This window comes from Nocardia exalbida NBRC 100660, assembly GCF_000308575.1.
GTDB classification, from domain to species: domain Bacteria; phylum Actinomycetota; class Actinomycetes; order Mycobacteriales; family Mycobacteriaceae; genus Nocardia; species Nocardia exalbida.
In genome coordinates this window covers 1-23,021 of the sequence record NZ_BAFZ01000044.1, presented here as the reverse complement: position 1 = coordinate 23,021, position 23,021 = coordinate 1, and the positions used below count along the sequence as shown (strand labels likewise).

The following is a 23,021-nucleotide window of genomic DNA, read 5'->3' as shown; positions in this document are numbered from 1 at the left end:
GCTGCACGAGGTCCCAGGCTACCGGCACCGGGCGGCGCCGCCGAAGATCCACACGGACCGACGATGGTCGTCGGCAGCGAACGTACGCGCCCGGCCGGGCGATGTCGAGCCGCGGGCCCGGCCGTCAGAGCAGGCTGCGCAGCGGATCGGCCCGGGTGAGCGCGGCATCGTCGGCGGCGAAGGTACGCGCGGGACCCGGACCGGTGGAACGGGTTTCGAAGCGAACGGTCACCACGCCGAGCCCCGCGCCCTGCACCCAGCCGTGGCCGTGCTCGGGATGGGTCACGTCCATGCCCGGATGCCAGACGGCCACCGGCAAGGTGGGCGCGCTGATCTGCGGGGCATCGCCGAGTCCGGCGGAGTGCGAGGGCTCGGCTTCCGGCTGCGCCGTGACGACCTCGGCGGCCGTGCCGCGATCCAGTTCGGGGAACAACGACTCCTGGCGGATCGTCGACAGGCCGCCGTAGCCGACCCCGACGAGACGGATCGGGCCCAGTTCCCGCGGGTCGAGCGCGGAACGTTGCGCGGCGGCGGCGAGGGTGGCCAGGTCCTCGGTGGCGTACGGCAGGGTGAAGGAGCGGGTGACGATGCTCATATCGGACTTCTTCAGTTTGAGCACCACCGTGCGCGCCGCGCGCCCGTCGCCGGTGAGGCGCCGGTGCGCCGCCGCGGCCATGTCCTCGATAGCCGGGCGCAACTGCTCGAGGCTGACGATGTCGGTCTCGTAGGTGGTCTCGGCGCTGATCTGCTTGGCCTCGGTGCGTTCGGCGACCGGACGGTCATCGATGCCGCGCGCCAGCCGGTGCAGCGCGGCGCCCACACTGCCGCCGAGGATCGACATCGCCTCCGACTCCGGCAGGGCGGCGAAAGCGCCCACCGTCTCGATGCCCAGCGAACGCAATCTGCCCTCCGCGACCGGCCCGATGCCCCACAACTTGCGCACCGGCAGCCCCGCCAGCAGACGCGGCTGCTCGACCGGCGAGATCACCCGCACCCCATCGGGTTTGGCCAAGCCGGAGGCGATCTTGGCCAGCTGCTTACCGGTGCCGGCGCCCACCGAGGCGGTCAGCCCGGTTCGCTCGCGCACCACCGCGCGCAACTCCTCGCAGAACGCGTGCACCCGCGCGACCGTCGCGCCCGCCAGCTCGGCGGGCTCGCCGAACGCCTCGTCGTACGACAGCGTCTCCAGCACCGGGATCCGGCTGCGCAGCGCGTCGAAGACCTGCCCGCTGACCATCCCGTAGACCGCCCCGCGCGGCGGCACCACCACCGCGGTGACACCGACCAGCCTGCGCGCCTGATGCATCGGCATCGCCGAGCGGGCGCCGAAGACCCGCGCCTCGTAGCTGGCTCCGGCGACGACCCCGCGGCCACCGGTTCCGCCGACCAGCACCGGCCTGCCGCGCAACGTCGGCCGGGTCAGCTGTTCGACCGAGGCGAAGAACGCGTCCATATCTATATGCAGAACCCAGCGGCGGGCGACGCTGTCCGCGTCGGCGAACGCCGGAAGAGGCCGCGGGCTCACCGAGCCGTCCCCGCGCGCCGTCCCGATCCGGTCGACGGCGCGGCCGCGCGCTCGACGCTCGGTCTCTCGGTACGCACGGGTGCAATGTACGCCCGCCCACCGACAGCTCGGAGCAGGCGGTGACGCTGTCGGGTGGCTGTGTGCTAGCTACCGGTTACCTGCCGGTATCGCGGCTCGTCTCCCTTCGCCTCCGGGTGCCCCTCCGTCTCACCGCACCGGCCTTGATCTGCCCTTTTCCGCGCCTGCCCCGGTACTCGACAGTCCTGAAATAACTGTCGACGTGCCGCGGGGAGGGAGCTCGGCGCCCGGTCCGATATGTGATGATCGGACGCATGAATATCCGCAAGGCCGTCATCCCGGCCGCAGGTATCGGCTCCCGTCTGCTTCCGCTGACCAAGGCCATCCCCAAGGAGATGCTGCCGGTCGGCGACAAGCCGGTGATCGAGCACACCGTCCGCGAGCTGGTCGCTTCGGGCATCACCGACATCACCATCGTGGTCAGCAGCGGGAAATCATTGATCCAGGACCACTTCCGCCCCAACCCGGCGCTGGTGGCCCAGCTGCGCGCGGACGGCAAGACCGCCTTCGCCGACGCCGTCGAGGAGGTCGGCGAACTGTCCCGGCTCGGCCACATCACCTACCTCGACCAGCACGGGCCGTACGGCAACGGCACCCCGGTGCTCAACGCCGCCCGCAATCTCGGCGACGAACCGATGCTGGTGCTGTGGCCGGACGACGTGTTCGTCGCCGAGGTACCGCGCGCCCAGCAGCTCATCGACGCCTACGAGGCTACCGGGGCACCCGTCCTGGCGTTGATGCCGATGGATCCCGCCGAGTCACAGCGCTACGGCGTCCCGGTGGTCGCCGACGACCAGGGCAACGGCCTGCTGCGCATCACCGGACTGCGGGAGAAGCCGAAACCGAAGGACGCGCCGTCGTCGTTCGCCGCGATCGGCGGCTACGTCGTCACCCCCGGCATCATCGAGGAGCTGCGCAGGCAGACCGAAGCGTGGTACGAGCACCGCACCGGCGAGGTGTACCTCACCGACGCGATCAACGTGCACGCGGCGAACAATCCGGTCTTCGGCCAGGTGATCCGCGGCCGGTGGTACGACACCGGCAACCCGGCCGATTACCTGGTGGCGCAATTCGCCTCGGCGCTGGCGCACCCGCAGTACGGACCGTCGCTTCGCGACCTCGCCGACGGTCTCGACGGCTGACCTCCCGGCCCCGGCCGCGGCGAGCGACTCGCCGACACGGCCCCGACCACACCGGTGGCCGGGGCCGTGCCATCCCCGGGGAGCGACCGCGATCGGCGTCGCGTGCCCTCGCCGGGTGCGCGCTCAGAAGCGGCGGATGGCGTAGATGTCGAATTCGTCGAGCGGGGTGTAGCCCACCGGCACACCCCAGTCATAGGCGTTGAGTACCAGTCCGTTACCCGCGTAGATGCCGACGTGCGAACCGTCCTGGTTCAGCACCACCACGTCGCCGAGCGAGAGCGAGCCCCGCGGCACCGGCGCTCCCGCCTTCGCCTGCTGCCAGGTGGTCCGCGGAATGCTCACGCCGACCTGGCGGTACGCCCACTGCACGAGACCCGAGCAGTCCCAGCTGAAGGGGCCGGTCCCGCCCCATTCGTAGGGCTTGCCGATCTGTGTGGTCGCCGCGGCCAGCGCGCCGACGCCGAACACACTCGGCACCGGTAGGAAGCCCGAGCCGCTGGCGCTGCCGGAGTCACCGCCGGGACCGCTGCCCGAGGCCGAACCGGAGGAGGCGCTGCCCGGCCCGATGCCGGAGGCGCTGCCGGTGTCGGCCCAGACGGGTCCGGCGAGCAGGAGGATCGTGATGGTGGAGAGCAGAAATCCGAGTGCGATGCGGTGCGTCGATTTTCTCGGCACGTACTCGCCCCTTCCATGGGCGCGGATGACTGACCGCCGATCGGCGGCCTGGCTAATACATGGCATCAGTAGCGGCCACCGATGTGGAGCCACCACCACCCGCGCCGGGCGTGTTACCGGCGCGGCCGAATTCCAAGTAGGACAAGCCAGATAGAGAAACTGCCGCCCCGGATGCGAGCCGGTCAACAGCAGCGACACCGCAGATTGTGCCTGGGATTTCGGCGAATTGTCGGGAATCAGCAAACTCTCAGCATGTGATCTACATCACTAAATTTACCGCTGATTCGCAGCGATCGGGCCCGGAACGGCGGGCACGAGCACCGCTCCGCACAGCAGCCGGGGCGGGACCCGATGGGTCCCGCCCCGGCTCGCTCGGTACTCGGCGCGCTATGCCTTGGCGAGCTTCGCGCGCACGCTGCCGACCAGATCGGCGGCCTCCGGACCCGCGTCGCCGAAGGTCAGCGTGGTGGCGAGGATCTCGCCCGCGATCAGGTCACGGTGCGCCTCGGCCCACGCGGCCCGCTCCGCCGGAACCTCCAGCACCACGGTGATGCGGTCGGAGACGTCCAATCCGGACGACTTCCTGGTCTCCTGGAGATCGCGGATCAGGTCCCGCGCCCAGCCCTCGGCCTCCAGTTCCTCGGTGACCACCGAGTTCAGCACCACCAGACCCGCGTTCCCGGGCAGCGCCGCGGTCGACTCGGGTTCGGCCGCGACCAGGCGCTGGGTGTACTCCTCGGGCAGCAGGGCGATTCCGGCCGCGCGAACCGTGCCGTCCGCGTCCTCGGACCACTCCCCGGCCTTGACCGCCTTGATCACCGTCTGCACGTCCTTGCCGAGCCGCGGACCCGCGGCGCGGGCGTTGACCACCAGCTCGAAGCGGCCGTGCGCGTCCACGTCGGTGGTCAGGTCCACCTTCTTGACGTTGACCTCGTCGGCGACGATGTCGGCGAACGGCGCCAGCCGCTCGGCGTCGGCCGCGGCGATGGTGACCTCGGCCAGCGGCAGCCGCACCCGCAGGTTCTGCGCTTTGCGCAGGCTCAGCACCGTCGAGCACACCACCCGCACCTCGTCCATGGCGGCGACCAGCTCCGGGTCGTCCGGCAGTTCGCCCTCCTTCGGCCAGTCGGCCAGGTGCACCGAGTCGCCGCCGGTCAGGCCGCGCCAGATCACCTCGGTGATCAGCGGCAGCAACGGCGCCGCCAGCCGGGTGACCACCTCGAGCACCGTGTGCAAGGTGTCCACCGCGTCGCGATCCTCGCTCCAGAACCGCGACCGCGACCGCCGCACGTACCAGTTGGTCAGCGCGTCGGCGAACGAGCGCAGTTCCTCGCAGGCGCCCGCGATGTCGTAGGCCTCCAGCGCCTCGGTGATGACGTCCCGGGTTCGCGCGAGCTTCGCCAGGATGTAGCGATCGAGCACGTGCGGCGAATCCGTGCGCCACACCCCGGGCTTCGAGGCGTACAGCTGCAGGAAGGTCCACGCGTTCCACAGCGGTCGCAGCGCGTGACTCACGCCCTCGCGGATGCCGCGCTCGGTGACGATGAGGTTGCCTCCGCGCAGGATCGGCGAACTCATCAGGAACCAGCGCATCGCGTCCGAGCCGTCCCGGTCGAACACCTCGTTGACGTCCGGGTAGTTGCCCTTGGACTTGCTCATCTTCAGGCCGTCGTCACCGAGCACGATGCCGTGCGCGGCAACGGTCTTGAACGCCGGGGAATCGAACAGAGCCGTCGACAAGACGTGCAACGTGTAGAACCAGCCGCGGGTCTGCCCGTTGTACTCGACGATGAAATCGCCCGGGAAGTGGCTGTCGAACCACTCCTTGTTCTCGAACGGGTAGTGCACCTGGGCATACGGCATCGAGCCGGACTCGAACCAGCAGTCCAGCACCTCCGGTACCCGGCGCATGGTGGAATTCCCGGTCGGGTCGTCGGGATTCGGCCGGGTGAGTTCATCGATCATCGGGCGGTGCAGATCGGCCGGGCGCACGCCGAAGTCGCGCTCCAGCTCGTCCAGCGATCCGTACACGTCGACGCGCGGGTAGGCCGGATCGTCGGACACCCACACCGGGATCGGGCTGCCCCAGTAGCGGTTACGGCTGATGTTCCAGTCCCGCGCGCCTTCCAGCCACTTGCCGAACTGGCCGTCGCGGATGTGCTCGGGCACCCAGGTGATCTGCTTGTTCAGCTCGACCATCCGGTCGCGGAACTTGGTGACCGCGACGAACCAGGACGGCACGGCCATGTAGATCAGCGGCTGCCCGGAGCGCCAGCTGTGCGGGTAGGAGTGCTCGATCGTCTCGTGCCGCAACAGCTTTCCCGCGGCCTTGAGGTCCTTGATGATCACCGGGTTGGCGTCGAACACCATGAGACCCTCGTATGGCGGGACCATCGAAGTGAACTTGCCGCCCGCGTCCAGCGGCTGCACCAGCTCGATGCCGTGCGCGGTGGCGACGTCCATGTCCTCCTCACCGAAGGCGGGCGCCAGATGCACGATGCCGGTGCCGGAGTCGGTGGTCACGTAGTCGGCGGTGAGCACCCGGTGGGCGTTGGGGTGGCCGAGGAAGAAGTCGAACGGCGGCGCGTAGGACAGCTCGGCCAGCGCGGCGCCGTCGTACTCGGCGAGCACCTCCGGATTCTCGCCGAACTCCCGCGCGTAGTGCGAAACCCGTTCGGCCGCGAGCACATAGCGTTTGCCGTCGGCGCCGCGCAGATGCACGTAGCGGACGTCGGGGTGCACCGCGATCGCCAGGTTGGACGGCAGCGTCCACGGCGTCGTGGTCCAGATCAGCGCGTTGGCGCCGTCGAGTTCGTGCAGCGGATGCTCCGCGGGCACGCGCAACGCCATGTCGACGGTGACCGCCGGGTCCTGGCGCATTTTGTAGGCGTCGTCGAGGCGGGTTTCCTGATTCGACAGCGGCGTCTGCTCGTACCAGCTGTAGGGCAGCACCCGGAAACCCTGATAGATCAGACCTTTGTCGTACAGCGACTTGAACGCCCACATCACCGACTCCATGAAGTCGGTGTCCAACGTCTTGTAGTCGTTGTCGAAGTCGACCCAGCGGGCCTGGCGGGTCACGTAGTCGCGCCATTCCCCGGTGTAGCGCAGTACCGACGTTTTGCAGGCCGCGTTGAATTCCGCGAGCCCCATCGCATCGATCTGTGATTTGTCCGTGATACCGAGCTGCTTTTCGGCTTCGATTTCGGCGGGCAGTCCGTGGCAGTCCCATCCGAATCGCCGATCGACCCGCTTGCCGCGCATGGTCTGGAAACGCGGGACGAGGTCTTTGACGTATCCGGTGAGCAAATGTCCGTAATGCGGCAGACCGTTGGCAAAGGGCGGGCCGTCGTAGAAGACGAATTCGGCTGCGCCGGAACGGTTTTCAATGCTCGCGCGGAAGGTGTCGGCGGCCGCCCACGCGTCGAGCACGCGGCGCTCCATCTCGGGGAACGACGCCCCGTTGCCGACGCCGAGGTCGACGCGCGGGTACGCGCTGTTGCTGGAAGTGTGGTCCGCCATGGCGGATACGTCTCCTCGTGCCGTGTGTCATGGGCACGGGGACGATGACGGCGCCCGGTGCGCCGATACCGCGGTACCACCCCGCTTGTCCGGTGTGACGAACTCCGGACCTCTCATTCGCGAGCTGTGACGGGCTCACCCGTTCGGTTCTACTGAGCGCCCGGCCCGCGGGCCGCGCCACCGTTCTTCCGAAGGCTCCCCGGTGATAGCCGGATCGACGCCGTATTCATGTTTGATTCTAGCCGCAGCGGTCAACTCATATCGGAGAGCAGGTCAGCGTTTGGCATGTCGACCAGGAGGCGGTGGGGAATCACCCTCCGGACTCCGCATGGACAAAGCGCTCACCAGCAGGAGCATCGCACCGACGACGCACACCACGATGCAACCCCACGCCCAGATCACCGATCCGGTGGTGAGCGCGGCCACGAGCAGGGCGAAGCCGATCGCGGCAAGGACGAGTGTCAAGACGAGCATGGTGACCCCCAAGGCATGCCGGGCGGCTCGACAGTTCCTCTAACGGTATGCGAACTGCTGTGCTCGTGCGCGGCGTGCTACTTGCCGCCCTTGGCGAAGGACGCCGGCGCGAGGTTGTTCGCCGTGTTGGCGTCCGCGAACGCTTCGCCGCCGTCGACCGGAACCGCCGAGCCACGGTTCTCCAGTTCCTCGAGCTGCGACTCCAGGTACGACTTCAACCGCACCCGGTACTCCCGCTCGAAGGTCTTGAGCTGCTCGATCCGGCTCTCCAGCACGCTGCGCTGCTGGGTGATGGTCGCCATGATCTCGGTGTGCTTGCGCTCCGCGTCCGCCTGCAACGCGTCGGCCTTCTCCTTGGCCTGGCGCAGCTGGTTGTCCGAGCGGGTCTGCGCGTCCGACAGCATCGCGTCCGACTTCTGGCGGGCGTCGGCGATCATCGCCTCCGACCGCGTCCTGGCGTCTCCCACCAGTCGCTCGGAATTCGCCCGGGCATTCGACAGCAAACTCTCCGCTTCGGCCTTGGCATCGCTGGTCAGCCGATCCGCCATCTCCTGGGCGAGGCTGAGCACCTTGGCGGCCTGCAGGTTCGCGTCCGCGCCCGGAGCGTCCTTGGCCACCGGCGCGGCGGGCATCGGAGCGGGCGGCGCGGCGGGAACCGGGGGCTTGATCGGTTCCGGCGGGGGCGGCGGGGCCTGCGGAATCGGCGCTTTCACGGTGTTCGCGACGCCCGGGCCGCGGTTCTTCTTCGCGTCGGCCAGTTCCGCGTCCAGTTCGGCGACCCGCTGGCGCAGATCCGCGTTCTCCTCGATCAGGCGCGAGAGCTCCTGCTCAACGAGATCCAGGAACGCGTCGACTTCATCCTCGTTGTAGCCGCGCTTCCCGATCGGCGGTTTGCTGAACGCGACGTTGTGCACATCGGCTGGGGTCAGCGGCATGGAAGGATCCCTTCACGCGTCTTTTGGAGATCTAGCAGATCTAGCAAGCTGTCTTCTCGGCCCATTCTGTCACACGGGAGCTACCGGTTGCCCGAGCCTGCCCACGATCGACATCAGGATGAAGACGATGAAAAGCAGGACCATAATCGACAGATCCAGGCGAATTCCGCCCAGCGACACCGGGGGTATCAACCGCCTCAGCAGTTTCACCGGCGGGTCGGTGATCGTGAAGATCACCTCGAGGACGACGACCACGACACCGGTAGGACGCCAGTCTCGGGCAAAGCTACGGATGAACTCGACGATCACCCGGCTGATCAGCAACAGCCAGAAGATGAACAGTACGAAGTACAGCACCGCGAACAAGGCCACGACTTCACTCTGCCGTAAAAATCGCTTCGCGCAAAATGACCGCGCCGCACAACGGGCGACCGGTCCGCTTCACCCCCCAGATCACGACCTTATTTCTGGTTGTAGAAGCCGGTTTCCGCGATGCGCCTGCGTTCTTCCGCTGATACGTCGACATCGGCCGGTGAGAGCAGGAACACTTTCGTCGCCACCTTGTCGAACGACCCGCGCAGCGCGAAGGCCAGACCCGCGGCGAAGTCGACCAGCCGCTTGGCGTCGGCATTGCTCAGATCGACCAGATCCATGATCACCGGATTGCCCTCACGGAAGCGCTCGCCGATGATCCGGGCCTCGCTGTAGTCGCGCGGGCGCAGCGTGGTGATCTTGGACAAGGGGCCTCCGTCCTCGAAGATCCCGGGCCGCCGCACGGGGGCGGGCTCGGGACGCACGCGCTCCTCCAGCCTGCGCTCCTCGGCGTCGGGATCGACGGCGAGCGCGCCACGGGTGGTGCCACGCAGCGGTGGCGCGCTCCCACCCGCCCGGAAGCGGCCGGACGGTGCGGCATCGATCCGGGTGGGACGCCTGGGCGCGTCGTAGCGGTCGTCACCGTAGGGCTCGTCGGCGTAGTCGTCGCGCCGCGACACCGAGTAACCCGCCTTGTAGGGCGACTTGTAGGCGGGCTCGGGGTAGTCGACGTCGTCGAAGCGGCCCGCGCCGTAGCGGTCGTCGCCGTAGCGGTCGACGTAGCCGTCGCGGTCGGAGTAGTCACGGGGCCGGGGCCGGCGAGCACCGCGCTCGTCCACGCCTCGGGGAGCGCGATCGTCGACGTAGTCGTCTTCGTAATCCTCGAGCGGAACCATGCCGAAGTACGCCTTGAACTTGTGCAGCGTGCTCATTGGTCGACCTTCCTTCGGCCCCGGTGGCGGCCGGGTGTTGAAGTCTTGCTCAGCCCTCGTCAGATCCCAGCATATGTGTCGAATGTGACTGATGAGGTTTCTTTGCTAGCCCGAGGTTATCGGTCGCATACCCATCAAGGCGGTACCGACACGCACAACCGTCGAACCGTGTTCGATCGCGCATTCCAGATCGCCGGACATTCCCGCGGAAAGCTCTGTCGCCTCCGGATGATCGGCGAGCAACAACGTGTGCAACATCGCAAGTCGCGCAAATGCGGCATCAGACTCCGCCCCCAAGGGCGGAATGGCCATCAGACCCGACAAACGTAATCCCGGCGCGTTCGCAATCCCGTCGGCGAGCACGGGGAGATCCGCGGCCGCGACACCCCCTCGCGTGGGGTCGTCATCCAGGCTCACCTGGAGCAACACCCGAAGCGGTTCGGTGCGCTCTCCCGCCTCCAACGCAGCTCGGGCACCGGCGTCCAGAGCAGTTGCCAGACGTTCGCTGTCGACCGAGTGGACGGTGTGCGCCCAGCGGGCGACAGCCCTGGCTTTGTTCCGCTGCAACCGCCCGATCATGTGCCAGCGAATGCCGGAGAGGTCTTCCTCACGCAGCGCCGCCACCTTCGCCGCGGCCTCCTGCTCCCGGGACTCGCCGAACTCGCGCCTGCCGAGCCGGTGCAGGATCGCCACGTCGGCGGCCGGGAAGAATTTCGTCACCGGCAGCAGCCGCACCGAATCCGGTGCCCGGCCCGCCGCGCGGCAGGCGGAGTCGATGCGGGCGAGCAGACCCGCCAGGTTGGCCGACAACTCGGCCGTACGGGTCGTGAGCGCGCCGTCCACCGCGGCCTTCGCCTCGGCGTTCATGCCCGCACCCCACCGACGCTCGGCTCCGGGACCGCGCGGGCGTCACGCGCGCTCACGCGCCGGTCTCCATCCAGATCACACCCGCGATCCGGCCGGTCGGCGCGCCACGGCGATGACTGAACAAGGTGCGGTCCTCGATGGTGCAGCGCGGGTCGACCGCGATCGCGCCCACGCCCGCCTCGGTGAGCTGCCGGGAGATACCCGCGCGCAGATCCAGGCCGGGGGTACCTCGGACCGTGGTGGTCGCGCTGCCGGGCAGGTGTGCTTCGACGTCGGCGCGCATGGCGGCGGGAACCTCGTACTGACGGCCGGAGGCGGCGGGCCCGAGAAAAGCTCCCACCCGGTCCAGGCGCGCACCGGCCGACACCATCGCCTCGAGCACGCGCGGCACGATGCCGATGCGAGCGCCGATCCGTCCCGCGTGCACCGCGGCGATCACGCCCGCCTCGTCGTCGGACAACAGAACGGGCACGCAGTCGGCGGTGAGCACGACCAGCGCGAGTCCCGGCACGGTGGTCACGAGCGCGTCGGTGGCGGGAACCGGTTCGGGGCGGGGGCCGTCGACGATCTCCACGGCGCGGCCGTGGATCTGTTCCATCCAGACCAGGCGCTCCGGCGGCAGGCCGATGCCATCGGCCAGCCGATCGCGATTGCGCCGCACGGCCGCCGGATCGTCGCCGACGTGGTCGCCCAGATTGAACGAGTCGTAAGGTGGCGCCGAGAAGCCTCCGGCCCTGGTCGTGGTGACCCGTCGGACAGTGATGGTCGGCGCGATAGTCATGGCGACGAGCGTAGTTGCGCTCGGCGACGGGCGTCGAAATGCCCAGGTAGAGAGCGAATATTCCCCGGGCGGTGGCGATCATGCCGCATCGGGCGCCCCGGCGCCCGGTCCCGCCCGGCCGGCCCCCACGCCGGCCTTCCCCCGAAATCACTGATCGACAGTCGAACTCCGGGACACCACTCCCCGTGTCCCGCCGAGACGTCCCGGCCCGGGCCGGGATCGCTCCGCGCGGTCGGTCCCGGCCTGCGCCGGAACCACACTCCAGCGCTCAGCCCCTCCGCATGAACGACGGCACGTCCACGTCGTCGTCATCGTCGCCGGCATCCGGCGGCGTGATGTGCGAGCGGGTGTTGCTCGTCACCGTCGGCTCACCCAGCGTGCGCTGCCGTTCGGTGTCCCGGTAGCTCGGCAGCGTGCCGCGGCCCGCGGCGGTCGCGCCGGAGGTAGTCGGTGTGCTGTCGCTGCCGCGCGCCGCGATGTCACCGGTGCGGCTCTGCGCGATCTCGCCCGAGCGCGCCGTGCCGATCGTGCTGCGGCCGGGATTCTCGAAGGTGCGCCGGGCCGGGCCGCCCCCGTCGAAGCCCGCCGCGATCACGGTGACTCGCACCTCGTCTCCGAGCGAATCGTCGATCACCGTGCCGAAGATGATGTTGGCCTCGATGTGCGCGGCCTCCTGCACGAGCGACGCCGCCTCGTTGATCTCGAACAGACCGAGGTCCGATCCGCCCGCGATCGACAGCAGCACGCCGTGCGCACCGTCCATGGACGCTTCCAGCAGCGGCGAATTGATCGCCGATTCGGCCGCTTTCACCGAGCGGCCCTCGCCACGCGCCGAACCGATTCCCATCAGCGCGCTGCCCGCGCCGGACATCACGCTCTTGACGTCGGCGAAGTCGACGTTGATCAGACCGGGGGTGGTGATCAGGTCGGTGATGCCCTGCACACCGTTGAGCAGCACCTCGTCCGCGGAACGGAACGCGTCCATCAGGCTCACCGCCGCGTCGCCGAGCTGGAGCAGCCGGTCGTTCGGGATGACGATCAACGTGTCGCACGACTCGCGCAGCAGGTTGATGCCGACCTCGGCCTGGTTCCCGCGCCGCTTGCCCTCGAAGGAGAACGGACGGGTGACCACGCCGATGGTGAGCGCGCCGAGCTTGCGGGCGATCTGCGCGACGACCGGGGCGCCACCGGTGCCCGTGCCACCGCCCTCGCCCGCGGTCACGAAGACCATGTCGGCGCCCTTGAGCACCTCTTCGATCTCGTCCTTGTGGTCCTCGGCGGCCTTGCGCCCGACCTCGGGGTCCGCGCCCGCGCCGAGGCCGCGGGTCAGTTCACGGCCGACGTCGAGCTTGACGTCGGCATCACTCATCAGTAGGGCCTGGGCGTCGGTGTTGACCGCGATGAACTCGACACCTTTGAGTCCTTGCTCGATCATCCGGTTGACGGCATTCACACCGCCGCCGCCGATACCGACGACCTTGATCACCGCAAGGTAGTTGTGCGGGGGCGTCATGGGCTCTCGCCTTCCTTCGATCTAAAGCCTGTCGTTTCCGGACTCTCGGCACACCGCTTTGTGGGCCCGGTCCGGAGGTCGGGTCGCTACGAAGAGCGAACCGCGGCTCGGGCAAACTCTAAAGCTCAACCATAGGGTTAGCGTTATGTCAAGTATCCGACTGTTGCGGAACGCTATTCGCAGCCGACGCGATACGCGCGCAGGCGCGCCGAAACGAGAGCCAGAATCTTGCGTGATCCCGCTCGCCTCGCCGCTCCACACGTCGTATGGTGAACGGTTGCCCCCCGGCCCCCTTCTCGGCGCCGGAATCACTTCCGGACCGCTGAAAATTACCTGGGCGCAATGGGTGTGGATCACTTTACCGTGACCAGATTGGGACTCGACACATCGAACACCGTTCCGGGGCGCGTCAACAACGGCAACACCACCGCCGCCTTTCGCTCGGCGTCGTCGCTCCCGCCCCAGAGTACCGTGCGGCCGTCCTTCAGATTCAGCGAAATATCCGAAATGGACCGGGCCGCAACCTCGCTCACCTGAACTGCCAGCGCAGGCGGCACGATGGCGAGTATCGCGACCGCCGCACCGGTCACCGGATCGGCGGCGCCGGGATGGCCGGTGACCAACTTCGGCACGCCGATCGGCGCGGGCTCGACCGCGAATTCGACGCCGTCGGCGTCCAGCAGGTGCGCGCCTTGCGGGGTGTCGTAGTACAACACCGCGGCGCGCTCGACCACGGTCACCCGGACGGTGGACGGAAATATCCGTTGCACCCGTGCCGAGCGCACCTTCGGAATGCTCACCACCCGCCGGGCGACGGCATTGGTGTCGATTCGCAGCATCGAGCGGCCGGAGGGAATTTCGAGCAGATCCCGCACCTGTTGCTCGGGGACCGCCACCGCCCCCTCGATCCGCACGGTGCGTACCGAGAGCGCCGGGGTGAACCAGGCGATGACACAGAGCACTGCAAGAACGCACACGCTCAGCAATCCCCACAGGCGAATCCGGCGCCATTCGATCTCGCCGAACCGATCACCCGCGCGGCGCCCGGCCGCGCGCGCCGAGTCGACCCCGCGCACGCCGGGTCACCGTCCGTGCTGGGGACGCGCCCGTAATCCGTCGAGAATCTGGCTGCCCAGCATCGTGACGTCACCGGCGCCCATGGTGATCACCACGTCGCCCGGCAACGCCAGCCCCGCGACCTGGCGCCCGACCCGGGACATATCCGGCTGGTAGTGCACCGGTTTCGTCACCGACTGCGCGACCAGCGCACCGTTCACGCCGGGCAGCGGCTTCTCCCGCGCGCCGTAGACGTCGAGCACGACGACCTCGTCGGCCAGGCTGAGCGCGGCGCCGAAGTCCTGCGCGAAGGTCGCCGTCCGGCTGTAGAGGTGCGGCTGGAAGACCACGATCACCCGGCCCTGCCTGGACCGGGCGCCGTCGCGCGCCTCCTGCTGGACCAGTTCGGCGGCGGCGCCGAGCACCGCGCGGACCTCGGTGGGGTGATGGGCGTAGTCGTCGAACACCCGCACGCCGTTCTCCCGCCCGGCGAACTGGAACCGTCGATGCACACCCCCGAACCCCTCCAGGCCCTGGATGATCTCCCCCACCTCGGCGCCGGCGGCCCTGGCGGCGAGCAGGGCGCCGAGCGCGTTGAGCGCCATGTGCCTGCCCGGCACCGCCAGGCGCAACGCGCGCGGCGCGGCCTCGTCGGCGAGCTGGAACTGCGCGATGCCGCCGACGTCGCGCGGCTCCCAGCTGTGCAGCCGGGCGCCCACCGGGACCGGCGCGTCCGCGAGGTCGCCGGAGCCGTAGCCGAGGACCTGGACGTTCCGCTCGGCCAAGCGCTCGCCGACCCGCTCGGCCAGCGCCCGCGAGCCGGGATCGTCCAGGCACACCACCAGCAGGCCGCCCGCGGCGAGCCGGTCGGCGAAGTCGTCGAAGACCTGAACATAGGCCTCGTCGGAGCCGAAGAAATCCAGGTGATCGGACTCGATGTTGGTGACCACGGCGACGTCCGGGTCGTATTGCAGCAGCGAGCCGTCGCTCTCGTCGGCCTCGGCCACGAAGATGTCGCCGGTGCCGTGATGGGCGTTGGTGCCCGCCTCGTTCAGCTCACCGCCCACCGCGAACGACGGGTCGACCCCGCAGTGCTGCAAGGACACGATGAGCATCGAGGTGGTGGAGGTCTTGCCGTGCGTGCCGGAGACGAGCAGGGTGCGATGCCCTCGCATCAGCGACGCCAGCACGGTGGGGCGCAGTAGCACCGGGATCTCGCGCCGGTTGGCCTCGACCAGTTCCGGATTGGTCTTCGGAATGGCCGCGTACGTGGTGACCACGGCGGTCGGGCCGCCGGGTAGCAGGTCCAAGGCGGTGGCGTCGTGCCCGATCCGCACCTGCGCGCCGCGCGCGCGCAGCGCGAGCACGCCACGGCTCTCCTTGGCGTCCGATCCCGATACCGAGCCGCCGCGGGCGAGCAGGATCCGCGCGATACCGGACATCCCGGCCCCGCCGATGCCGACCATGTGCACGCGTTCCAGCTCCGGGGGCAGAGCTGTGCGTTCGGTGACAGCGTCCGGCGTGGCCTGGTCGGCGGTGGTGTCGCTCATCGGCGCGCCACCTCCATCGCGATCCGCGCCACCTCGTCGGCGGCGTCGCGGTGCCCGGCGCCTGCGGCGGCCCGGCCCATCTCGATCAGCCGTGCGGGGTCCATGAGCAGCGGAATCACCTCATCGATCACGTACTTCGGCGTCAACTCGGAATCGGGGACAATTCTGCCACCGCCCTGGCGCACCACGGGCCGGGCGTTGAGTTCCTGCTCCCCGTTGCCGTGCGGCAGCGGCACGTAGAACGCGGGCAGCCCCACCGCGGAGACCTCCGCGACCGTCATCGCGCCCGATCGGCAGACCACCGCGTCAGCGGCGGCGTAGGCGAGGTCCATCCGGGACAGGTACGGCACCGCCGCGTACCGGACACCGTCCGCACCGGCCGATTCGTCCACCTCCAGCGTGTTCTTGGGGCCGTGCGCGTGCAGCACCGAGATGCCCGCGGCGGCGAGCTGGGGCGCGGCGCCGGAGACCGCCTCGTTCAGAGTTCGCGCGCCCTGCGAACCGCCGAAGACCAGCAGCACCGGTCCTTCGGCCGGCAGGCCGAAGTGCGCCCGCGCCTCGGCTCGCAATGCGGCGCGGTCCAATCCGGTGATCGATTCCCGCACGGGGATGCCGACCACGCGCGCGTTGGGCAAACCCGAGTCCGGGACCGCCGCCAGCACCCGCGCGGCGCGGCGGGCGCCGACCTTGTTCGCGATACCGGCCTTGGCATTCGCCTCATGCACCACCACCGGAACCGGCCGCCTGCGCCGCAGCACGCCCGCGCCCGCGGCGAGATACGCCGGCAGCGCCACGTAGCCGCCGAATCCGATGATCACGTCGGCCTCGACCGCGTCGATGACCGCCCGGGTCGCGGCCACCGAGGCGCGTACCCGGCCGGGCAACCGAAGCAAATCGGCGGTGGGTTTACGCGGCAGCGGGACCGGAGGGATGAGCTCGAGCGGATAGCCGCGTTCGGGGACCAAGCGGGTCTCCAGCCCACGTTCGGTGCCCAGTGCCGTCACCCGGATCGAATCGTCGAGCCGCCGCAACGCGTCCGCCACCGCCAGTGCCGGTTCGATGTGGCCCGCCGTGCCGCCGCCCGCGACGATTACCGAGATCACCTAGATCTTCCCCGTTCTCTTGCGTGATTGACCGGATAACTGGGTTCCCAAGCCCTGGTGGCACGCGCCGAGCTGGTGCCGCGGCTCTCCGGCGACCGGCGCCGCGGCGGTTCCGCGCTGTACCGCCCGCCCCGCCCCCGCGGAAGCGCGGACGGTCCGCGGTCGGCCTGCCTGGGCGCCCGGCCGCGGCGGGCCGAACTCGCCCGGGCCGGTGCGTACACCTCGGGTTTGGGCAACCGCAACAGCCTACTGAAACGACCGTCCTGTCCGGCGTGCAGCGCCGCGACGGCCTCCGGCTCGTGTCGAGCGGCGTTCGCGATGAGCCCGAACATGAGCAAAGTGATCGCGAGCGATGAGCCACCGGCCGACACCAGCGGCAGCTGCAGTCCGGTGACCGGCAGCAGACCCACCACGTACCCGATGTTGATCATGGCTTGCCCGGCGATCCACGTCGTCGCGGCGGCGGTCAGCAGTTGCAGGAACGGATCCGCCGACCGGCTGGCGATGCGCAGGCCCGTGTAGACGAACAAGGCGAACAGTCCGAGCACCAGCGCGCAGCCGAGGAAGCCCAGTTCTTCGCCGATGATCGCGAAGATGAAGTCGTTGTGCGCGTTCGGCAAGTAGCTCCACTTGGCCCGGCTCTGCCCCAGTCCTCTGCCCCAGATCCCCCCGTCGGCCAGGGAATACAGGGCTTGCCGGGCTTGGTAATTGTCGCCTTGCGGATCGGAACCCGGGTTGAAGAAGGACCGGACCCGATTCGACCGGTATCCGGCGGACATCGCGAGCACGCCCGCGGCCACGACGCCGGAGACCGCGATCGTCACGAACAACCGGACCGGAAGGCCGCCGAACCACAGCAGGGCGCCGAGGATGATCCCGACCGCGACCGTGGTGCTGAGGTTCGGCTGGACCACGATCAGCAGACACACCAGCACGCCCGCCGGGACGAGCGGAACCAGGATGTCGCGCAGACCCGAACCGATCGCCCGCCGGGAAACCAGCAGGTGAGCGCCCCAGACGATCAGCGTCACCTTGACGACTTCGGACGGCTGCACCGAGACCGGGCCGAGGATCAGCCACCGGCGGGCGCCCTGCACGCGGGTGCCGATACCGGGAACGAGGACGAGCACCAGCGCCAGCACCGACATCGCGAACAGCGGGAACGACGCTTGGCGTAACAGGCGCAGCGGAACCCGCAGGGCCAGATAGAACAGGACGGCGCCGATCGCCGCGAACAGGGTCTGCTGGATGAACAGCGAATACGCCGACCCGCCTTCCGCGTATTCCACGACTCCGGACGCCGACAGGACCATGACGAGTCCCAGGGCGGTCAGCAGGGTCGCGATGGTAACGACGAGGTGGAACGACGCGAGCGGGCGTGCCAGCCACGCCGCGGGCCCCATACCCGACGCCCGGCTCCGCTGTGGCTGCGCGCCGGTCTTCTGGGTACCTGCTTTCGCTGCGGACCGCGCGCCGCTACCTTTACGCACCATGCGCCCCCCGGTTCACTCTCGGCCGTAACCGGTTCGGCGCCGAGGTATCTCGGCGCCGAAAGCGATGCGGCGGCGGGCCCGCCGGTCCGCGAAGGTGGTTCGACCGACCGGAGTGGGCGTCCGGATCACACCCGCCCCGGTCGGCAGTCACCGCAAACCTCCGATGTCGGTGGTTCCCAGGTCGCGTTCTTCCAGGGTGTGCACCGCCGCGGCGAAGCTGCGACCCCGGTGGGTGTAATCGGCGAACATGTCCAGCGACGCGGCGGCCGGAGCCAGCAGCACGGTGTCGCCGCGGCGGGCGAACCCGGCGGCCGCTCGCACGGCGCGCGCCATGACGGCGTCGGCCGCGGCGGTTCTCGACGCTTCGTCACCCATCCCTGCATCGTCTCCCGCGATCAGCTCGACCACCGGGACCTCGGGCGCGTGTCGCGCCAACGCGGCCGCGATCACCGGCGCGTCGGCGCCGATCAGCACGGCCGCGACCAGGCGGTCGGCGACCTCCTCGACGAGGTCCTCGACGTGCGCGCCCTTCAGCTGGCCGCCCGCCACCCAGACCACCTGCGGATGCGCCAGGATCGAGCAGCGCGCGGCATGCGGATTGGTGGCCTTCGAGTCGTCGATGAACTCGACGCCGGCCAGCTCGCGCACGAACGCGGCACGGTGCGGGCCGACCTTGTGCTCGATCAAGCCTTCCCGGACGAACTGCGGCGCGATATCGATCGCCCTGGTCAGCGCGGAGGCGGCGAGTGCGTCGGCGACGCCGGCGGGACCGGGCGGGCTGATGTCGCCCACCTCGGCCAGGATCGCGGCCTTGGTGAACGCGCGGTCGAGCAACTTGCCGTCGACCACGCCCAGTTCACCGTCGGCGGGCACCCCGACCCGGAAACCAACGGTCCGGCGCGCCTTGGACTTGCGCGCCAGCGAAGCCGCGACCGGATCGTCCAGGCCGACCACACCGACCCGGCCGACCAGCGCCCTGGCCTTGGCGGCGGCGTAGGCGTCCAGGCCGCCGTGCCAATCCAGGTGATCCTCGGCCACGTTGAGCACCACGCCCGCCTCCGGGCGCACCGACGGCGCCCAGTGCAGCTGGAACGACGACAGCTCGACCGCCAGCACCTGCGGACCGGGGTTGCGCCGCAACGCGTCCAGGATGGGAAGGCCGATGTTGCCGCAGGCGACGCTGGCGATACCGGCGGCGCGCAGGATGGCGTGGGTCATCTGGGTCGTGGTGGTCTTGCCGTTGGTACCCGTGACGACCAGCCATTTGCGCACCGGGCCGTAGATCCTGGCCTGGTCGACCCACCAGGCGAACTCCACGTCACCCCACACCGGCGTGCCCTCGGAGACGGCCGAAGCCAGCACCGGCGAGTCCGGCCGCCAGCCCGGGCTGGTGATCACCAGCGCGAACCGGCTCCAGTCGGTGTTCTCCAGCTCCGCGGCGGTGGCCACGTCCAGCCCGAGTCCGGCCGCCTCGGCCAGGGCGGCGGCGCCGCCGTCGGTGACCACCGGACGCGCGCCGATGTCGCGCAGCGGTTCCACCAGCGAGCGTCCCGAGACTCCCCAGCCCGCGACCAGGACGTCGCGGCCGCGCAGGAATTCCAGCATGGGTCCGGGTGAGCGCAAAGCCCGCGGAGAATGTTCGACCATCTCGTTCACCCGACCGCGGAGAGGTATTCGCTGTAGAACAGCCCGAGCCCGACGGCGGAGGCCATCGCGGCCAGGAGCCAGAACCTGATGATCACCGTCGTCTCGGCCCATTTGCTGAGCTCGAAGTGATGGTGGAACGGCGCCATCTTGAACAACCGGTTGCGCGTTGTGCGGAAGACCGCGACCTGCAACACCACCGAGGCGGTCTCGGCGACGAACAGCGCGCCGATCACGATCATCAGCAGCTCGGTGCGGGTGGTGATGGACAGGCCCGCCAGCAGGCCGCCGAGCGCGAGCGAACCGGTGTCGCCCATGAAGATCTTGGCGGGGGCGGCGTTCCACCACAGGAAGCCGACGCACGCCGCCGCGCCCGCGGCGCAGACCAGGGCGAGGTCCAGCGGATCGCGCACGTTGTAGCAGCCGGTCTCGGGCTTGGTCTCGCAGGCGTGGTAGTACTGCCAGAACGTGATGATCACGTAGCCGCCCAGCACCAGGCTCATCGATCCGGCGGCCAGCCCGTCGAGTCCGTCGGTGAGGTTCACCGCGTTCGACCAGGCGACGACCACGAAGCAGACGAAGACCAGGAACACGACCACGCCCATGGTCACCGTGCTGATGTCGCGCACGTAGGACAGGTGCCTGCTGGCGGGGGTCAGCCCGCTCCCGCCGCGGAACTGCAAGGCGAGAATGCCGAAGATCACGGCCGCGGACAGCTGGCCGAGATACTTGCCCGCCGCGGTCAGACCCAGGTTGCGTTGCTTGCGGATCTTGATGAAGTCGTCGATGAAACCCACCGCGCCCAGGGCCGTGGCCAGGCCGAGCACCAGCAACGCCGACGCCGACGGCCCATCGGCGTCGTAGCCGATGCCGATCAGATGGGAGCCGAGGTAACCGGCCCACATGCCGACCAGGATGGCGACGCCGCCCATCGTCGGGGTGCCGCGCTTGGCCTGGTGGCTGGCGGGACCGTCGACCCGGATCTCCTGCCCGAAGCCCTGCTTGGCGAACAAGCGGATGAGCAGCGGCGTCAGCAGGATCGAGACCGTCAGCGCGATCGCCGCGGCGAAGAGAATCTGTCTCATCCTGCTGCCTCCGTGTCCTGTCCCGCCCCGTTGTCCGCCGCGCCGCCGCGTGCGGTCACAGCGCCCGGGTCGGTCAGATGCTCGGCGACCTCCCAGAGGCCGACCGACTTCGATGCCTTGACCAGCACCACGTCGCCGGGGGCGAGTTCCTTGTCCAGCAGTGCGATCGCCGCCTCGATGTCGGGTACGAGGATCGATTCCTCACCCCAGGACCCTTCCATCACCGCGCCTTGGTGCAGCGCGCGGGCGGGCCTTCCGGTGCCGACGACGATCACCCTGCTGACGTCCAGCCGCACCGCGAGCCGTCCGATGGCGTCGTGCTCGATGACGGATTCCTCGCCGAGCTCGGCCATCTCGCCGAGCACCGCCCAGCTGCGCCGCGGCGTGTCTGCCGCGCGGGCCATGCTCACCAGCGCTTTGAGCGCGGCGCGGACCGAATCCGGATTGGCGTTGTAGGAGTCGTTGACCACCGTGATCCCGTCCGCGGTGGTCCGCACGTCCATCCGGCGGGCGGACGCGGCGCGCGCACCGGACAGCGCCGCGGTGACGGTGTCGAGGTCCGCGCCGCATTCCAGCGCGACCGCGATCGCCGACAGCGCGTTACCCACCTGGTGCTCGCCGTGCACGGCCAGGCGCACCGGGGCGCTGCCCACGGGCGTGTGCACGGTGAACTCGGCCCTGGCCTGGTCGTCGAGCCGGATGTCGGTGGCCCGCACCTCGGCGTTCGCGGCCCGGCCGACGGTCACCACCCGCGCCGACGTGCGCGCGGCCATCGCGGCGACCTGCGGATCGTCGGCGTTGAGCACGGCCAGCCCGGTCGGCGGCAACGCCTCGACCAGCTCGCCCTTGGTCTTCGCGATCGCCTCGCGGCTGCCGAACTCGCCCAGATGCGCGGTGCCGACGTTGAGCACCACCCCGATGCTCGGTGGCGCCACCTCGGCCAGCGCGGCGATGTGCCCCGGCCCGCGCGCGGACAGCTCGAGCACCAGGAAACGGGTGGCCGCGTCGGCACGCAACGCGGTCCACGGGTGGCCGAGTTCGTTGTTGAACGAACCCGGCGGTGCCACCACCGTGCCCAGCGGCGCCAGGACGGCGGCCAGCAGGTCCTTGGTGGAGGTCTTGCCGGACGAGCCGGTGACGCCCACGACGGTGAGTCCGCCCTCGGCGGCCAGACGCGACACGCTGGCGCGGGCCAGCGCGGCGAGGGCGGTCAGCACGGCGGCGCCGGAACCGTCCGAATCATGGCTGAGCGCAACCGAACTCGACGGCACGGCGCCGCGGGCGGGGGTGACCACGATGGCCGGCACGCCCACCGGGCGCGCCGCCAGCACCGCCACCGCACCCGCGGCGATCGCCGCCTCCGCGTAGTCGTGGCCGTCGGAGCGCTCGCCCGGCAGCGCCAGGAACAGATCGCCGGAACCGATTCGACGCGAATCGAATTCGACCGCGCCGGTCACTCGCACCTCCGGGTCTGCGACGTCGTGCAGCGTGCCGCCGACGACGTCCGCGATGTCCCGCAGTGTCATCTCGATCATGAAACCGTCAAGTCCTCCGCGTGGTTTCCTTGCGGACTGCGTCTTTCCAAGACGGCCGCGAGTACATCGCGGTCGTCGAACGGGTGCTTCACGCCCTGGATCTCCTGCCCTGCCTCATGTCCCTTGCCCGCGATCAGCACCGCGTCACCGGGGCGCGCCCATGCCACCGCGGCCGCGATCGCTTCCGCCCGGTCACCGATCTCCCGCACCTCACCGCGTTCGGCCGCCGGGACCTCCAGCGCACCGGAGCGCACGGCGGCGCGGATGGCCGCCGGGTCCTCGGTGCGCGGGTTGTCGTCGGTGACGATCAGCAGGTCGGCGCCGCGCGCGCCCGCGGCGCCCATCAGCGGCCGCTTCGCCGCGTCCCGATCGCCGCCCGCGCCGACCACCACCGCGAGCCGTCCCGCGGTATCCGCCGCGAGATGCCCGCGCAGCGTGGCGATCACGGACTCCAGCGCCGCGGGCTTGTGCGCGTAGTCGACGATCGCCAGGAAGTCCTGCCCGCGCTCCACCCGCTGCATCCGGCCGGGCACGTCCACGGTCGCCAACGCGGGCGCCGCGACCGACGGCTCGACGCCCGCCGCGGCGCACACCGCCACCGCGAGCAGGCCGTTGGCGACGTTGTAGTGGCCGGGAAGCCGCAGGCGCACGGGAATTTCCCCCTGCGGACCCGCCGCGGTGAAGTCTTGTTCGCCGCCGTGCGCCGACACCGCACCGGTGACGCTCCAGGCGGCGGTGCGGGTGGTCGACACGGTGACGGGGTTCGCCAGACCGGCGGCCAGCCGCCGCCCCCACTCGT

At 69.8% G+C, this 23,021-nt stretch carries 19 protein-coding genes; 1 reads left to right on the top strand and 18 read right to left on the bottom strand.

The features are described from left to right. Nucleotides 1–124: 124 nt before the first annotated feature. Complete coding sequence (locus ON29_RS10140) at nucleotides 125–1,453, bottom strand: DNA polymerase IV (protein ID WP_040865949.1); 1,329 nt, start codon at nucleotides 1,451–1,453, stop codon at nucleotides 125–127. Between the two features lie 404 nt (nucleotides 1,454–1,857). Between ON29_RS10140 and ON29_RS10135 the strand changes: the two genes are divergently transcribed. Continuing rightward, the gene (locus tag ON29_RS10135; RefSeq protein ID WP_083863342.1) at nucleotides 1,858–2,745 is read left to right on the top strand and encodes a UTP--glucose-1-phosphate uridylyltransferase; all 888 of its coding nucleotides are present in this window, start codon (nucleotides 1,858–1,860) and stop codon (nucleotides 2,743–2,745) included. Between the two features lie 123 nt (nucleotides 2,746–2,868). Here ON29_RS10135 and ON29_RS10130 read toward each other — a convergent pair whose 3' ends face one another. The 17 genes from ON29_RS10130 to ON29_RS10050 form a co-directional block, all read right to left on the bottom strand. After that, nucleotides 2,869–3,420: an NlpC/P60 family protein gene (locus tag ON29_RS10130; RefSeq protein ID WP_063825284.1), complete on the bottom strand. Its 552-nt coding sequence runs from the start codon at nucleotides 3,418–3,420 to the stop codon at nucleotides 2,869–2,871. Nucleotides 3,421–3,807: 387 nt separating this feature from the next. Then, nucleotides 3,808–6,942 carry an isoleucine--tRNA ligase gene (gene ileS, locus ON29_RS10125; protein ID WP_040865948.1) on the bottom strand — a complete coding sequence of 1,045 codons (3,135 nt, stop codon included), beginning with the start codon at nucleotides 6,940–6,942 and terminating at the stop codon, nucleotides 3,808–3,810. A 273-nt stretch (nucleotides 6,943–7,215) separates the two neighbouring features. Continuing rightward, complete coding sequence (locus tag ON29_RS34585; protein ID WP_083863341.1) at nucleotides 7,216–7,416, bottom strand: hypothetical protein; 201 nt, start codon at nucleotides 7,414–7,416, stop codon at nucleotides 7,216–7,218. A gap of 77 nt (nucleotides 7,417–7,493) precedes the next feature. Further along, complete coding sequence (gene wag31, locus ON29_RS10115; protein WP_040865946.1) at nucleotides 7,494–8,351, bottom strand: DivIVA-like cell division protein Wag31; 858 nt, start codon at nucleotides 8,349–8,351, stop codon at nucleotides 7,494–7,496. 69 nt (nucleotides 8,352–8,420) lie between these two features. Beyond that, nucleotides 8,421–8,723, bottom strand: coding sequence for a YggT family protein (locus tag ON29_RS10110; protein ID WP_039797136.1), 303 nt, complete (start codon nucleotides 8,721–8,723; stop codon nucleotides 8,421–8,423). Nucleotides 8,724–8,812: 89 nt separating this feature from the next. Beyond that, nucleotides 8,813–9,595, bottom strand: coding sequence for a cell division protein SepF (locus ON29_RS10105; protein WP_040865945.1), 783 nt, complete (start codon nucleotides 9,593–9,595; stop codon nucleotides 8,813–8,815). Nucleotides 9,596–9,700: 105 nt separating this feature from the next. Continuing rightward, nucleotides 9,701–10,462, bottom strand: coding sequence for a YggS family pyridoxal phosphate-dependent enzyme (locus ON29_RS10100; protein WP_040865944.1), 762 nt, complete (start codon nucleotides 10,460–10,462; stop codon nucleotides 9,701–9,703). A 52-nt stretch (nucleotides 10,463–10,514) separates the two neighbouring features. Next, a complete protein-coding gene (gene pgeF, locus ON29_RS10095) occupies nucleotides 10,515–11,243 on the bottom strand; it encodes a peptidoglycan editing factor PgeF (RefSeq protein ID WP_040865943.1) in 729 nt (242 codons plus the stop codon). A gap of 268 nt (nucleotides 11,244–11,511) precedes the next feature. Beyond that, complete coding sequence (ftsZ, locus tag ON29_RS10090) at nucleotides 11,512–12,756, bottom strand: cell division protein FtsZ (protein WP_040865942.1); 1,245 nt, start codon at nucleotides 12,754–12,756, stop codon at nucleotides 11,512–11,514. Between the two features lie 353 nt (nucleotides 12,757–13,109). Beyond that, nucleotides 13,110–13,832, bottom strand: a complete 723-nt coding sequence (locus ON29_RS10085; protein WP_373283860.1) for a cell division protein FtsQ/DivIB — start codon at nucleotides 13,830–13,832, stop codon at nucleotides 13,110–13,112. Between the two features lie 6 nt (nucleotides 13,833–13,838). Further along, on the bottom strand, nucleotides 13,839–15,362 hold the full coding sequence (gene murC / locus ON29_RS10080) for a UDP-N-acetylmuramate--L-alanine ligase (protein WP_051175051.1): 1,524 nt from the start codon (nucleotides 15,360–15,362) through the stop codon (nucleotides 13,839–13,841). Next, entirely contained in the window at nucleotides 15,359–16,465 is a 1,107-nt protein-coding gene (gene murG / locus ON29_RS10075; protein ID WP_040865941.1) for an undecaprenyldiphospho-muramoylpentapeptide beta-N-acetylglucosaminyltransferase, read from the bottom strand. The genes murC and murG overlap by 4 nt, the downstream gene beginning before the upstream one ends. Continuing rightward, nucleotides 16,462–17,868: a putative lipid II flippase FtsW gene (ftsW, locus tag ON29_RS10070; protein WP_040865940.1), complete on the bottom strand. Its 1,407-nt coding sequence runs from the start codon at nucleotides 17,866–17,868 to the stop codon at nucleotides 16,462–16,464. The genes murG and ftsW overlap by 4 nt, the downstream gene beginning before the upstream one ends. 237 nt (nucleotides 17,869–18,105) lie before the next feature. Next, nucleotides 18,106–19,563, bottom strand: a complete 1,458-nt coding sequence (gene murD, locus ON29_RS10065) for a UDP-N-acetylmuramoyl-L-alanine--D-glutamate ligase (RefSeq protein ID WP_040865939.1) — start codon at nucleotides 19,561–19,563, stop codon at nucleotides 18,106–18,108. Nucleotides 19,564–19,610: 47 nt separating this feature from the next. Next, nucleotides 19,611–20,687: a phospho-N-acetylmuramoyl-pentapeptide-transferase gene (mraY, locus tag ON29_RS10060; RefSeq protein ID WP_040865938.1), complete on the bottom strand. Its 1,077-nt coding sequence runs from the start codon at nucleotides 20,685–20,687 to the stop codon at nucleotides 19,611–19,613. After that, nucleotides 20,684–22,222, bottom strand: coding sequence for a UDP-N-acetylmuramoyl-tripeptide--D-alanyl-D-alanine ligase (locus ON29_RS10055; protein ID WP_040865937.1), 1,539 nt, complete (start codon nucleotides 22,220–22,222; stop codon nucleotides 20,684–20,686). Before ON29_RS10055 ends, mraY begins: the two co-directional genes overlap by 4 nt. Further along, nucleotides 22,219–23,021: glutamate ligase domain-containing protein (locus ON29_RS10050; RefSeq protein WP_040865936.1), on the bottom strand; the 803-nt coding region annotated here is incomplete at its 5' end. The genes ON29_RS10050 and ON29_RS10055, both read right to left, overlap by 4 nt.